At 70.3% G+C, this 13,517-nt stretch carries 14 protein-coding genes; 9 read left to right on the top strand and 5 right to left on the bottom strand.

Annotated elements, in window-relative coordinates; translation table 11 throughout:
* Positions 1-432: amidohydrolase family protein (locus ACJ73U_RS42925; RefSeq protein WP_407783539.1), on the bottom strand; the 432-nt coding region annotated here is incomplete at its 3' end.
* Positions 433-493: 61 nt separating this feature from the next.
* On the opposite strand from ACJ73U_RS42925, the gene ACJ73U_RS42920 reads away from it, so the two are divergent.
* Together ACJ73U_RS42920 and ACJ73U_RS42915 are read left to right on the top strand one after the other, a co-directional pair.
* The gene (locus ACJ73U_RS42920) at positions 494-1,255 is read left to right on the top strand and encodes a MarR family winged helix-turn-helix transcriptional regulator (RefSeq protein WP_407783538.1); all 762 of its coding nucleotides are present in this window, start codon (positions 494-496) and stop codon (positions 1,253-1,255) included.
* A 121-nt stretch (positions 1,256-1,376) separates the two neighbouring features.
* The gene (locus tag ACJ73U_RS42915) at positions 1,377-2,537 is read left to right on the top strand and encodes an IS701 family transposase (RefSeq protein ID WP_407783541.1); all 1,161 of its coding nucleotides are present in this window, start codon (positions 1,377-1,379) and stop codon (positions 2,535-2,537) included.
* Positions 2,538-2,960: 423 nt separating this feature from the next.
* Here ACJ73U_RS42915 and ACJ73U_RS42910 read toward each other — a convergent pair whose 3' ends face one another.
* The 3 genes from ACJ73U_RS42910 to ACJ73U_RS42900 all read right to left on the bottom strand — a co-directional run bounded on the left by ACJ73U_RS42910 (position 2,961) and on the right by ACJ73U_RS42900 (position 5,449).
* Entirely contained in the window at positions 2,961-3,728 is a 768-nt protein-coding gene (locus tag ACJ73U_RS42910; protein ID WP_407783537.1) for a class I SAM-dependent methyltransferase, read from the bottom strand.
* Positions 3,729-3,820: 92 nt separating this feature from the next.
* Positions 3,821-4,594, bottom strand: a complete 774-nt coding sequence (locus tag ACJ73U_RS42905; protein ID WP_407783536.1) for a putative protein N(5)-glutamine methyltransferase — start codon at positions 4,592-4,594, stop codon at positions 3,821-3,823.
* A 123-nt stretch (positions 4,595-4,717) separates the two neighbouring features.
* The gene (locus ACJ73U_RS42900; protein ID WP_407783535.1) at positions 4,718-5,449 is read right to left on the bottom strand and encodes an enoyl-CoA hydratase/isomerase family protein; all 732 of its coding nucleotides are present in this window, start codon (positions 5,447-5,449) and stop codon (positions 4,718-4,720) included.
* Positions 5,450-5,569: 120 nt separating this feature from the next.
* On the opposite strand from ACJ73U_RS42900, the gene ACJ73U_RS42895 reads away from it, so the two are divergent.
* The 4 genes from ACJ73U_RS42895 to ACJ73U_RS42880 all read left to right on the top strand — a co-directional run bounded on the left by ACJ73U_RS42895 (position 5,570) and on the right by ACJ73U_RS42880 (position 9,281).
* A complete protein-coding gene (locus ACJ73U_RS42895) occupies positions 5,570-7,225 on the top strand; it encodes an RNA polymerase sigma factor (RefSeq protein WP_407783534.1) in 1,656 nt (551 codons plus the stop codon).
* Positions 7,226-7,309: 84 nt separating this feature from the next.
* Positions 7,310-7,792 carry a hypothetical protein gene (locus ACJ73U_RS42890; RefSeq protein ID WP_407783533.1) on the top strand — a complete coding sequence of 161 codons (483 nt, stop codon included), beginning with the start codon at positions 7,310-7,312 and terminating at the stop codon, positions 7,790-7,792.
* Between the two features lie 66 nt (positions 7,793-7,858).
* The gene (locus ACJ73U_RS42885; protein WP_407783540.1) at positions 7,859-8,491 is read left to right on the top strand and encodes a response regulator transcription factor; all 633 of its coding nucleotides are present in this window, start codon (positions 7,859-7,861) and stop codon (positions 8,489-8,491) included.
* Positions 8,492-8,744: 253 nt separating this feature from the next.
* On the top strand, positions 8,745-9,281 hold the full coding sequence (locus tag ACJ73U_RS42880; protein ID WP_407783532.1) for an ATP-binding protein: 537 nt from the start codon (positions 8,745-8,747) through the stop codon (positions 9,279-9,281).
* Here ACJ73U_RS42880 and ACJ73U_RS42875 read toward each other — a convergent pair.
* Positions 9,278-9,838 carry a TetR/AcrR family transcriptional regulator gene (locus ACJ73U_RS42875; RefSeq protein WP_407783531.1) on the bottom strand — a complete coding sequence of 187 codons (561 nt, stop codon included), beginning with the start codon at positions 9,836-9,838 and terminating at the stop codon, positions 9,278-9,280. The two genes, ACJ73U_RS42880 and ACJ73U_RS42875, sit on opposite strands and share 4 nt — an antisense overlap.
* Positions 9,839-9,904: 66 nt before the next feature.
* Here ACJ73U_RS42875 and ACJ73U_RS42870 point away from each other — a divergent pair, with 66 nt between their 5' ends.
* The 3 genes from ACJ73U_RS42870 (at position 9,905) to ACJ73U_RS42860 (ending at position 13,453) form a co-directional block, all read left to right on the top strand.
* Entirely contained in the window at positions 9,905-11,308 is a 1,404-nt protein-coding gene (locus ACJ73U_RS42870; RefSeq protein ID WP_407783530.1) for a DHA2 family efflux MFS transporter permease subunit, read from the top strand.
* A 3-nt stretch (positions 11,309-11,311) separates the two neighbouring features.
* A complete protein-coding gene (locus ACJ73U_RS42865; RefSeq protein ID WP_407783529.1) occupies positions 11,312-12,352 on the top strand; it encodes a zinc-binding dehydrogenase in 1,041 nt (346 codons plus the stop codon).
* Between the two features lie 612 nt (positions 12,353-12,964).
* Positions 12,965-13,453, top strand: coding sequence for a helix-turn-helix domain-containing protein (locus tag ACJ73U_RS42860; RefSeq protein WP_407783528.1), 489 nt, complete (start codon positions 12,965-12,967; stop codon positions 13,451-13,453).
* The last annotated feature ends 64 nt before the right edge of the window (positions 13,454-13,517 follow it).

Genomic DNA, 13,517 nt, shown 5'->3' with positions numbered 1-13,517 from the left:
GAACACGGCGCGGATCCCGGCGGCGCGGAGGCCGTCGAGGGCCGCGGCGGTGTGCTCGGGCGTGTGCTGGATGTGGTTCCAGTCGACGACGGTGGTGATGCCGGCGTCGAGGCATTCCAGCGCGCCAGCGAGTGTGCCGGTGTAGACGTCGGCGGGCCGGTACCGCGGGCCGACGGTGCCGAACACGAGGTCGAGGTAGGCGGCGAGCGTGCTGTCGGGGCCGATCGCGCGCAGCCCGGCCTGCCAGGTGTGCCGGTGGGTGTCGACGAAACCGGGCAGAACGAGCATCCCCGAGGCGTCGACCACCTCGGCCGCGCCGGGCAGGTCCGTTCCCACGGCCTCGATCCGCCCATCCTCGACGCGCACGTCCGCGACCCGGACCTGAACGGGGTCGGTGTCGATGACCGTTCCCCCGCGAATGATCATTGCCATGCCACTAACGCTATCCCAAAAGCTTTTCGAAAAGCAATCAGGACAGCGTTACCCTCAGGACGTGAGAGGCGAGGGGACGGACACCGAAGCGAAGGACCTGGCGAGGGACGAGGTGGAGGTCGGGGCGGGGAACGTGGCGGAGGGCAACTCGAAGGACGAGGCGGCGGGCAAGGCGGAGGGTCTCGCGGCGAGCAAGGCGACGCGCGTGGCGGAGGGCGAGGCAGCGGGCAAGGCAGCGCACGTCGCGGAGGGCGAGGCAGCGGGCAAGGCGAAGGATGTGGCGAAGGGCGTCGCGGGCGGCGTTGTGGAGGGCGAGGCAGAGGAGGCGGACGGCGTGGTGGAGGACGAGGTCGACAGGCTGGCCGAGCAGTGGGCGCGGTCGGGCATGCCGGCGGCGGCGATCGCCCGGCTGGAGCTGAGCAAGCGCGTCTCCCGCCTGGCGCTGCGCCACGAGCAGGCGATGAAGGCCGCACTGGCCGGGCTGAACCTCACGTACGCGGAGTTCGACGTCCTGGCCGCCCTGCGCCGGGCCGGCGGGCCCCTACGCCCGAGCGAGCTGACGAGGTCGCTGTTCCTGACCTCGGGCGGCACGAGCAACGTCCTGCAACGCCTGACCGCCGCCGGTTACGTGGACCGCGAACCCAACGCCGCCGACGGCCGCGGCCGCCTCGTCCACCTGACCCCCACCGGCGAGTCGGTCACCGACAAGGCCATGGCCATCTCCGCCCGCGTGCACGAGCACCTCCTGGCCGGCATCCCGGACACGACGATCCGCGCCGCCGCCAACGCCCTCCGCGAGATCACCAAGATCACCGACTACTAGCCCACCCCTAGTACTACAGGGCTAGATCTTTCGCGTGTTGGTTCGTGATATCGGATGCCGGTTGTGCGAGTGTTTGCGCATGACCGTTCCTTCTGCTGCGCGGGCTGACGTCGTGGATGGTGTGACTCGGGAAGATCTGGCTGTGTGGGATCAGGAGTTCCGGGATGTGTGCGCGCGTCTTGATGGGTTGTTCTATCGGACGGATTCGCGTGCGCATGCCCGGCATTATGTGCGTGGGTTGATGGCTCCGTTGGAGCGGAAGAACGGTTGGACGATCGCGGAGTATTCCGGGGCTCCGGAGCCGAAGGCGCTTCAGCGGTTGTTGAATCTGTCGCCGTGGGATGCCGACGAAGCGCGGGATCTGGTTCGGGCGTACGCGATGGAGCATTTCGCTGATCCGCGTGGTGTCTTGATCGCGGACCCGACCGGTTTCGCTAAGAAGGGGAACAAGTCGGCGGGTGTGCAACGTCAGTATTCGGGAACGTTGGGCCGGGTCGACAATTGTCAGATCGGCGTGTTCCTGGCCTATGCCAATACGGCTGGTGATCGGGTGCTGATCGATCGAGAACTGTATCTGCCCGAGGAGTCGTGGTGCGCTGATCCCGGCCGCCGAGCCGAGGCGCACGTGTCGCAGGAGGTGACGTTCGCGACCCGGCCCCAGCAGGTGAAGGACATGATCGGTCGGGCGGTGGCGGTGGGGGTGCCGTTCGCGTGGTTCGCCGCGGACGAGGAGTTCGGCCAGAATCCGGGTTTGCGCGCGTATCTGGAAGACGAGGGAATCGCGTATGCGATGGCCGTGCCGAAGAACACCGATACCGTCACCGGCAGCATCACCACCAAAACCGGCGTGACCACGCTCGTCGAGCATGTCGCATCCAAGCTGAAACCCCACGACTGGTCTCGCCGTTCCTGCGGGATCGGCACGAAGGGTTTCCGGGTCTACGACTGGGCGCTGGTCAATGCCGATGACACAGCCGGCGATGGTCACCAGTATGTGTTCCGCCGGAACATCGCTGATGGTGAACTTGCCTACTTTCACTGCTACAACCCACGCCGGGAACCGATGACAGAACTCGTCCGTGTCATCGGTTATCGCTGGCCGATCGAGGAATGTTTCGAGGCAGCCAAAAACGAAGCCGGGCTGGACAACTACCAGGTCCGTCTCTACCACGCCTGGTACCGACACATCACCCTTGCGATGCTCGCCCTGGCATTCCTCGCGGTGATGAGACACAAATCGAAAAAAGGGGTCCTTCACCTGTGGACAACCCACACACCCTGACCGCACGAACCCGCCGCAACAGCCGGAACGTCAACTGGGCAGGCCACGCCGAACCCGTCGCTTGATCGCGCTCTCCGTCGCCGAGATCCGACGCCTGTTCAACCTCATCGGCCAAGACGATCAAGCCATTGACCTGGGCCTTCGCTGGTCTGCCTGGCGCCGCGCACACCAGACAGACACACGACGAAGCCACTTCAAACGACGCCTCCGACGCCAGGTGCTAATGATCTAGCCCTGTAGTACTAGCCCGCCTCCCCGGATTCTCATCTGTGGTTGCGTTCCGGCGAAGGTGCCGGCGTCCAAAGTGGACCGTACCTGGGTGCCGTCACGTTCCCCTGAGGTAGCTGTTGATCTGGGTACGGGCTTCGCACAAGGATTCACGGATTACGCCGCCCTGACCGCGCGAGCCTCGCACTCGCGGGGTCAGGGGGCTGTGGCGCGGTGGAGGGTGGCGGCGAATTCCAGGACTATTCCGCTGTCCCGGTGCATCTTCTCCGCGCCGCGGAAGAACTGTTCGCGGAAGGCGACCGCCTTTTCCGTGGGTAGTTTGTCCACCACGGCCGGGACGCCCTGCAGTGCGAGCCAGTCCCACAGGGCCGCTGGGTCGGGCAGGTGCTTCGGGATGGTCACCGTCGCTCGGGTGGGTGGGTTGAAGCCGGCCGACACGAGTAGCTCGTCCAGTTCCTCGGCCGTCAGCGGCGCGGCTCCGTCGCCGCCGCCGAAGAACGCGCGGTTCAGGTCGTGCAGCCAGGCGAGTCGGCCGACCTCCTGGCGTTCCAGCGAGATGGCCACCGTGCCGCCCGGGACCAGCACGCGCCGGAACTCCGCCAGCGCGGCCGCGGGCGAGGCCAGCACCTGGACGACGAACCCCGCCGTCACCACGTCGAACGAGTCGGCCGGGAACCCCAGCGCGCCGGCATCTCCTTGGCGGACAACCATCTCCGGAAAGTCGGCCGCCAGGCGGGACACCATGCCGGCCGAGGCGTCGACCGCCGTGACCGCACAACCACGTGCCAGCGCGGCACGGGCCACCGCACCCCGGCCGGCACCGACGTCCAGTAATCGCGCGCCGGCCGGCGGTTCGGCCAGGGAAACCAACTCGCGCCCCACGTCGGCGACGTAGAAATAAATCTCCTCGTAGCGATCCGCCAGCGCGTCGTACTTCTGTCTTCCTTCTTCCGTACTTGTCACGGATAACCTCCAAGACCCGCCAGGGTAGGCAGCGTGGGATGCCACGCAATACCGCCGAACCGGGGGTGTTGAACCACCCGAACGGGCACGGGTCAGGGCGCCGATCGGCCGACAACCACGGTCGCGCCGAGGTCGTCGTCGGTCACGACCCGCGGCGCCAGGCCCGCCGCATCCACGAGTTCCACGGCCACGGCGGCCTGGCGGGTGCTCGACTCGAACAGCAGGTAACCGCCCGGCGCGAGCCAGGCCGGCGCCCCGGCGACCACCCCGCGCAGCACGTCGAGCCCGTCCGCGCCGCCGTCCAGTGCGACGAGCGGCTCGTGCAGCCGGGCCTCCGGCGGCATGAGGCCGACCGCGTCGGACGGCACGTACGGCGCGTTCGCGACGAGCACGTCCACCCGGCCCCGCAGCGAGTCGGGCAGCGGCTCGTACAGGTCGCCCTCGTACACCGCACCCGCGATGTTCCGGCGCGCACACCGGACCGCGGCCGGCTCGATGTCCGAGGCGAACAGTCGGATCCCCGGCACCGCCGCGTGCACCGCGGCCCCCACCGCGCCGGAGCCGCAGCACAGGTCCACGACGACCGCGCCGCGCCTGGCCAGTGTCGCGGCGTGCCGGGCCAGCAGCTCGGTCCGCCGCCGCGGGACGAAGACCCCGGGCTCCAGCGCGATCCGCAGGCCGCGGAACTCGGCCCACCCCAGCACCTGTTCGAGCGGGAGCCCACCGACCCGCCGCTCGACCATGGCGTCGAGGTCGGCCGGACCGGCCGCCGCCTCGACGAGCAGCCGCGCCTCGTCCTCGGCGAACACGCAGCCCGCGGCACGTAACCGGGAGACGACAGAAGACCGGGAGACAACAGAAGACATTGAGCGCCTCTCAGCACGGGGCGCCCTCGCCGGCTCGTTAGGCCGGCACAGGTGAGAGCACCCGACCACCACAGACGGAGATCGTTCTCACCTCCTCGAGTCGCGACGAGACCGGAAGCAACCCTACCGCTTCACCAGGCTCGCCAGGTAGTCGCGCAGCCGTGCCCCGGTGCCGGGGTCGGCCCAGAGCGCGTCCACCGCCTGATCGTCGACGCCGCGCCGCGCCGCGATCCGCGCGTGCGCCGGCTCGTGCAGCTGCCGCTTGGCCAGCGCGTACACGGGGACGGGCACCGCGGCGAGTGCGGCGGCCGAACTCACCGCCGCCGCGAGGAGATCCTCGGTCACGACCTCGTGGACGAGCCCGACCCGGTGCGCCTCCGCGGGGTCGAGCCGGGCCGCGGTCAGCACCAGCCGGTCGACCACCGGACCGACCGCGTGCCGCATGACCTCCAGCGCGACCGTCGGGAACGGCACACCGACGGCCAGCTCGGTGAGCCCGATCGTGCCGCCGGACATCAGCCGCACGTCGCACGCGGCGGCCAGCACGCACCCGCCGGCGAGCGCGTGCCCGTTGACCGCCGCCACCACGGGTCGCGGGTGGTCGAACACCGCGAGGAAGGCGGCGGACAGCGCCGGCAGGAACCGCTCGACGTACGGCACGCCCTCGGCCACGATCCGCTTGAGGTCGACCCCGGCGGAGAAGGACCGGCCGGCGCCGGTGAGCACGACCGGCGCGTCGCCGGCGGCCTCGAGCGCGTCGGGGATCGCGGTGAGCAGCTCCAGGTCCAGCGCGTTGACCGGCCCGTGGTGCAGCGTCAGGACGGCGACCTCGCCGTGGGTGGTCGTCTCGATCACGGGCCCAGCCTGGCACGCGTCCGACGGATGGCGGTACGACTCGGCGCCGAAAAGTCGTAAGGTTCCTCCGGTTCGGGGGCTCCCACCATGTGCAAGGTTCTCTCTGCCGGAGGTACCCCTGTGTCCGAGCACAGTGACAGCGAGCTTGTCTCTGGTGTGCTCGCGGGCGACCGGGACGCGTTCGCGGCCATCTACGACCGCTACGCCGACCGGTTGCACGACTTCTGCCACTCCGTGCTCCGCGACCGGGACGAGGCCGCGGACGCCGTGCAGGACACGTTCGTGCTCGCCGCGCAACGCCTTGCTCAGCTGAACGACCCGGAACGGCTCCGGTCCTGGTTGTACGCCGTCGCGCGCAGCGTGGCGCTACGCCGGGTGCGGGCCCGTCGTCGGGTCGTGCTCGACGAGGTGGGAGACATGGCGGACACGGATCCGGGGCCGCATCGCGCGGCCGAGCAGGAGTCGCTGCGCGAGTTGGTGTGGACGGCGGCCGGCGGGCTGTCGGAACGCGACCGCGCCCTGCTCGACCTGCACCTGCGACACGGTCTGGAGGGCGCGGAGCTGGGCGAGGCGATGGGCGTCAGCCCCAGCCACGCGTACGTGCTGCTGACCCGGCTCCGCGACCAGGTCGAACGGTCGCTGGGTGCCCTGCTCATCGCCCGGCTCGGCCGCGAGGACTGCACCGAGCTGGACGCCCTGCTGTCCGACTGGGACGGCAGGTTCTCCCCGATCATGCGCAAGCGCGTCGCCCGCCACGTCGACCAGTGCGAGGTGTGCTCGGCCCGCAGGCGGATCGTGGTCAGCCCGTGGGCGCTGCTGGCAGGCGTGCCGCTGCTGCCGGCGCCGCTGTTCCTGCGCGACCGCGTGCTGGGACAGGTCCAGCTCGCGTCGATGGACGTCCCCACCGAGCAGCAGCCGGCGACCGACCAGAACAGCGACCAGACCTCCGACCAGGACACCGAGCAGAACCAGCCGACCGAGCAGGACCAACCCACCGAGCAGAACGAGACGACGGGTCAGGGCGGTGCGGGCCAGGGCGCCGCGGCCGCCGGCGGCCTCGCGACCGAGGCGGCTCTCCTCGCGGAGGACACCGACGAGCCGGTGACCGCCGCCGGCCTGCTCGGCTCGCGACGCGCCAAGGTGACGGCGGCGGCCGCGGCCGTGCTGGCGTTGCTGGTCGCGGGCGCGGCGATCGTGTACTGGCCGGGCGGCGGTCCGGTGGAGGGCAAGCCGCTGGCGCTGGAGAACTCCGTCGCGCTGACGACCACCACCCACCGGGCCACCACCACGACGACCCCCACCACGACAGCCACCACCGCGGCACCCACGACGACGACCCGGACCACGACCAACCGCCCGACGACAACCCGCAGGACCACCACGGCGCCCCGCCCCACCACGACCTCCAACGTGGGGCAGCCACCGCCTCCGCCCCCACCGCCGCCGGGTGACAGGACCCCGCCAGTGGTCAACAGCGCGTCGGCCGAACCGAGTGAGATCTACACCCGGGGCTGCGACCAGTCCCAGTCCTCGATCCGAGCGGCCGTCTCCGACGACGTCGCCGTCACCTCGGTCACGCTGACCTGGACCCCCCACGGCGAGGAACCCGGCGGGAGCAAGGCGATGGTCCCTGACGGCGACTGGTACGCCACCCTGGGCGACTTCTCGGACTCCGGCACCGTCAACTGGTCCGTGACGGCCACCGACGCCGCCGGCAACACCAGCAAGCCGAGGACCGGCCGTCTCGTCGTGCAGGACTGCCCGGTCATCAGCTGAAAAAAGTTCTACGGAAAGTTGTAAGGGCCCGCGCGGGAGCCGGCTCCTACCGGTCGACACACCGTCCACCGGAGGGACACGACCGTGAGGGCACTACTCACAGCAGCATTCCTGCTGACCACGCTCCTGCTCACCGCGCACCAGGCGAGCGCGGCGCCGCCGACAGCGGCCGGCCCGCCCGACATCCTGACGCCGACCGAACCGCCGCGGCCCCGGCCGTGCGAGGTCCGGCCGGTCCCGTGCGACCTCACCCTGTCCGTGGCCACGCCCACGACCGGGCCGAGCGAACCTTCGGCGCCGACCGAACCGTCGGATCCGTCGGCGCCGAGTATCACGACCACCTCGCCGGGAGCGCAGGTCCCGCCCACCGGCCCGGCGACCGGCGACCGCACGGCGCGCGACGACGGCACGGCCGCGGGCCCTGCCCGTGGCACCGCTGCCGTGCGCCCGCCCGCGCCGACCGGCACGCAGTGGTGGCTCGTCGCCGTCCCGGTCCTCGCACTGCTGGCCCTCGCGGCCGCCGGCACCGTCCTGCTGATCCAGCGCTCGGAACGCCGCCCGCACTGACCCCCTGCCCGCACACATCCGAAAGACACCCGTCCGCGAACGGACACCTGAGGGGAAACACCGATGTTGGCATCAACCACCCGCACCAACGTCCTGGTCCGGGCCACCGACCCCATCCTGCAGAACGGCGTCTGCATGGCGCTCCGCACCAGGCCGGAGGTCTGGCTCACCGACGACAAGGCCGACCCGGCGAACACCGTCGCGCTCGTCGCCGCCGACCGGTTCGACGACCGCACCGCCGAGCTCCTCCGCGCCGTCCAGGGGCGTGGCTACACGAAGATCGTCCTGATCGCCGGCGAGGTCGCCGAGGCCGAGGTGTTGACCGCGGTCGAGTCGGGCGTGTGCGCGGTCGCCCGCCGGAGCGAGGCCACGCCGGACGTGCTCGTCCGCCTGGTCAGGGCGGCCGCCGCCGGCGAGGGCGCGTTGCCGCCCGACCTGCTCGGCCGGCTGCTGAACCAGGTCTCCCGGCTGCAACGCCACGTGCTCGAACCACGTGGCCTGCAGCTGGCCGGCATCACGAACCGCGAGTCCGAGGTGCTGCGAATGGTGGCGTCCGGCTTCTCCACCCAGGAGATCGCCGAGAAGCTCTGCTATTCGCAACGCACCGTGAAGAGCATCCTGCACGACGTGACGAACCGGTTCCAGCTGAAGAACCGCGCCCACGCGGTCGCCTACGCGCTGCGCGAGGGCCTCATCTAGGGGCCGGCTTTGTGGTCGTTTTGGTCACAGTGGCGGCGGGGCGCCACTGTGAACATCCCACGAACCGCAGGTCAGGGCATCGGTCGTGCTCACGGCCCCGGCGCTTTCCGCCCTGCCCCCGCGAGGCGTGTTTGCACGGCCCAGTAACCTGCAGCCGTGTAGGCAACGCCTCGGGCAAGGGGGCATTGCCAGTTAGAAGGGTTTCGCGGCAAGATCACCAGGCGTCTCCCGAGGTTGGGATGTGAAGATTTCCGTGCGCGATCAGACGGTGCAGGTAGACGACCTGAAGCTCGTCGCATTACCGAGTGCGATCAACTGCGCAGACCTCTTCGTGCGTTTCACGCTGGCCGAGTGGCGCGTCGAGTCCATGATCCCCGACGTGCGGCGCGTGACCGAGGCACTGATCACGGCGGTCGTCGGCGACGCGAACGCCAAGTCGACGCCCACGATGCTGCTGTTCCGGCTGCGTCTGTCCGGCAACACCCTGGCCATCGAGATCGAGGACGACCGGCAGACCCCGAAGCTCGCGGTGCCGCGGTCCCTGGCGGGGCCGAACAGCGGGGTGACCCCGCTGTCCACCGGCAAGCAGCTCCTCTGGGCCGAGGTCCCGCTGCCCAAGGGCATGGACGCGACCGTCGTCCCGCTCCCCCGGCGCGGCACCACCCGCGCGGCCGCCGCCGCGGCGCCGCCCCCGGCCGAGATCGCCGGCGCGGACGACCTGTCGCCGGACGTGATGGAGCGCATCCTCGAGGGCCTGCGCCGCGACCACGGCGAGCCACCGCGCATCTAGGCCCCCTCGCCCTCGAACACCCGCTTGAACGCCTGCTGGATGTCGGTCATCCACGGCTGCGCTGACACGGCGTCCGGGCCGATCACGCGCACCGAGGACAGGACGGTCAGGAAGATGCCGGTCGAGACGAAGTCCGCCGCCTCGCGGGGGTCCGCACCGGTCAGCTCGCGGACCAGCTCGTAGATGCGGCCGAGGCAACCGCGCACGCTCTCGCCGATCTCGGGGTCGCCGCCGGCCGCCGCGAAGCCGTGCATCAGCATGCCCAGCACCTCGTACCGGCCGAGCAGCGTCCGGTACGCCTCGCCGAGGCCGTCGAGATCGGTGGCCCCTGACTCGCGGAACGTCCGCTCGATCTCCCTGGCCGCGTACTCGACCCCGGCGAGGAACAGCCGCTGCTTGGACCTGAACAGCCGGATCACGTACGGCTGTGACACCCCGGCGACGCGCGCGACGTCGTCGGTGGACGTGCCGGCATAGCCGGAGGTCGAGAACGCGCTGACCGCCGCGCACACGATCTGCTCGGTGCGTTCGGCCGCGGACAGGCGGGTTCGACTCATGCTTGACATGTTATCAGTCGATTACTACTTTGCTAGTTATCAGTCGATAACAACAAAGGTGCAGAGATGACCACCCTCGCCGCCCCACCTCCCGCCGCCACCGCCAGCCGCGCCATGGGTGCGGTGCTCGCGGCGGTCAGCATCCCGATGTTCATGGTCACGCTCGACAACCTGGTGGTGACCACCGCGCTGCCGGTGATCAAGACGTCCCTGAAGGCCTCCCTGACCGACCTGCAGTGGTTCGTCAACGCCTACACGCTCTCGTTCGCCGCGCTGCTGCTCACCCTGTCCGCGCTCGGCGACCGGATCGGCCGGCGGCGGCTGTTCCTGGCCGGCATCGCGCTCTTCACGATCGCCTCCGCGGCCTGCGCGCTCGCCACCGAGCCGTGGCAGCTGACCGCGGCGCGGGCCGTGCAGGGCGCGGCCGGCGCGGCCGTCATGCCGCTGTCGCTCACCCTCCTCGCAGCCGCGGTGCCGGATTCGGCGCGCAATGCCGCGGTGGGCATCTGGAGCGGCATCAGCGGCCTCGGCGTCGCGGTCGGCCCGGTGATCGGCGGGGCCGTCACCGAGGGACTGCACTGGACCTGGATCTTCTGGCTCAACGTGCCCGTCGGCCTGGTCGCGCTGCCGCTGGCGGCGGCCGTGCTCAAGGAGTCGCGCGGCGGCACCGGTCGGCTCGACCCCCTGGGGCTGGTGCTGTCGGCGGCCGGCGTGCTCGCGCTGGTGTGGGGCGTGGTGCACGGCGAGGACCACGGCTGGACGTCGACGTCCGTCCTCACCGCACTGGTCGGCGGCGCCGTGCTGCTCGGCGCGTTCGTCGCGTGGGAGCGGCGGGCGGCCACGCCGATGCTGCCGCTGGGGTTCTTCCGCTCGCGCGGGTTCACCGCGGTGAACGCGGTCGCTTTCCTGTTCTCCGCGGGCGTGTTCGGCGCGGTCTTCCTGCTGGCGCAGTTCTTCCAGGTGTCGCTGGGCGCGTCGCCCCTGGAGGCCGGCCTGCGCACGCTGCCGTGGACGATGGCGCCGATGCTCGTCGCGCCGCTCGCGGGCCTGGTGCTGATCAGGCGGTTCGGTGCGCGGGCGCTGATCGTCACCGGCCTCGTGCTGCTGGCCGTGGCACTGGGCTGGTTGGCCGCGGTCAGCGCGGTGGGCGTCGGCTACGGGACCGTGGTCGTGCCGTTCGTGCTCGCCGGGGTGGGCATGGGACTCGAGTTCGCGCCGATGAGCACGGTGGCGCTGGCGAGCGTGCCGGCGGACCGGCAGGGCATCGCGTCCGGCACCGTGAACACCATGCGTCAGCTCGGGGTGGCGGTCGGCGTCGCGGTGCTGGCGTCGGTGTTCTCGGCCTACGGCGACTACGGCAGCCCGGCGGGCTTCGCGGCGGGTCTCCAGCCGGCGGTGTGGGTCGGCGCGGCGATCGCGGCGGCCGCCGCGCTCATCGGGTTCCTGTTGCCCCGCACGACTAGGGTGTGAGGCATGCTTGCCGGACGCCTGAACCCGAGTGCTGGCACGTTCGAGATGCGCGAGGTGCCGATCCCCGAGCCGGGGCCCGGCCAGGTGCGGATCAAGGTGCGGGCCGCCGGGGTGTGCCTGTCCGACGTGCACCTGATCGACGGCAGCCTGCGGCCCGCGTTCCTGGACGTGCCGGAGGTGACGCTGGGGCACGAGGTGGCCGGCGAGATCGACGCGGTGGGGCCGGACGTGCCGGCGCAGTGGCACCCGGGTGTCCGCGTGACGCTCGAGGCGGGTGAGCGGTGTGGGCGGTGTGCGCAGTGCGTCCGGTTCCGCGGGCCGTGCCTGGCGATCCGCACCCGTGGCGTCGACTACGACGGCGGCTGGGCCGAGTACGCGCTGGCCAGCCACCACACGCTGGTCGCCATCCCCGACGCGCTCCCCTTCGAGCAGGGCGCGATCGTGCCCGACGCGGTGTCCACGCCGTGGGGCGCGGTCGCCGGCACGGGTCGCGCCGAGCCAGGTCGCCCGGCCGGCGTCTGGGGCGTCGGCGGACTCGGCGCGCACGCCGTGCAGCTGCTGCGGCTGCTCGGCGCCGCCCCGATCGTCGCCGTCGACCCCCTGGAGGCGGCGAGGAACCGGGCGCTGGAGTTCGGCGCGGACTACGCGTTCGACCCGGCGGATCTCCACTTCGGCGAGCAGGTCGTCGCGGTGACCGGCGGCGCGGGCCTGGACGTCGCGTACGACATGGCCGGCGTCGCCGCCGTGCGGGAGCAGGCGCTGCGCTGCCTCGGCCTGGGCGGCCGGCTGGTGCTGGTCGGGCTGACGCCGGAACCGCTCGCCGTGCCGAACAGCATCCTGCTGAGCGTCCGCGGGCAGCGGATCCTCGGCCACTACGGCTCACAGGCCGGCGACGTGGAGCGGCTCATCGAACTGATCCACCACGGGCGTCTGGACCTGAGCCGATCGATCAGCGGCACGCTCCCGCTCGCCGAGGCCCCGGACGCGGTGAAGGCATTGTCGGGCAAACAGGGCAACCCGATCAGGCTGATCCTGGTGCCCTGAGCCACATTTGCGGTCCACATCGGACGTCGTCTCCTGCCCGGACTCGCTTGTCAGCCGACACGCTCGCTACAGCATTGTGTAGTCGGAGTTCAATAGCCTACACTTTCGGTTCGTAAGGTGAATTGCGGAAACACAGAATCGTCACAATTCTTGCACCCGTGACCATTACGGAACGCATTCACTTTCACCCGGGTGAGCTTGACCGTGTTCACCTAAGTATCATAATGTCTCCCGTGAATGCCACGGAACGTACAGCTACAACAAATGACTCCCGCTCATGTGATGATTTCTGCCACCCGATAAGTGACAACTGACTGCAGGACGACGGTACGCGCCTCTAATCTTGATCCAGAGGCACGGCGCGGCCTTCCCCCCGACTCGAAGGTCCAGTCGCCGGCCAGGCCATGGGCAGTTCCATTCAGCCCAGCCGTCGTTCTGTCCAGCCAGACTTTTCGACACACGTCATCACGTGACACCCAAGCACCGAGGCACGCGTCGCAGTCCGACGACGCGCCCGCTTGGGCTGTGACGGGAACGGGAGACCTTTCGCATGACCCTTACACAGACGCGCGACCGCCGGCGTCGCGCCCTATTCCGCCGCGGGACCATCTGATGGAGTCCCAAGCCGACGTGTCCGAGAAGATGCTCTCCCGGGTGATCGGCGAGGAGCTGCGGCGCGCGCGTGAGGCCAAAGGCTGGTCCCGCGCCCAACTCGTGGCGACTCTGCCGTCCGGCATCGGAGACCGCACCCTGCTGTCCTACGAGCACGGCACACGCCACCTCACCGTGCTCCGGTTCATAGAACTGTGCGACGCCCTGGGAGTCGCGGCACCGACCCTCCTGGGCCACGCACTGCAACGCGCGAGGATCCACCTGCAGAACCTCGTTCTCCAGATCGACCTCCGCCACCTACTCAACGACTGGAGCGAGAAGTTCCGCCCCATGCACCAGTGGGCCCGCAACAAACTGAACGAGAACCCGGACGGTGTCGTGGAACTACCCCCCTCCTCGGTCCGCGAACTGGCGATATTCGTCGGCTGCACCTACCAGGAACTCGCCGACTACCTGGCGAGATTCATCCCGGAGGAACAGCTCAACTAGGCGTCGAGTGGTTCACCTGCCCGGATTTTTGGGCGGGGATGCGTTCCGGGGAAGGTGGGGGTGC

Origin of the sequence: Actinophytocola sp., assembly GCF_045807065.1 — a bacterium.
Classification (GTDB): Bacteria; Actinomycetota; Actinomycetes; order Mycobacteriales; family Pseudonocardiaceae; genus Actinophytocola.
Note: the sequence above shows the minus strand (reverse complement) of the source record. Positions and strands in the feature narration are given on the sequence as shown.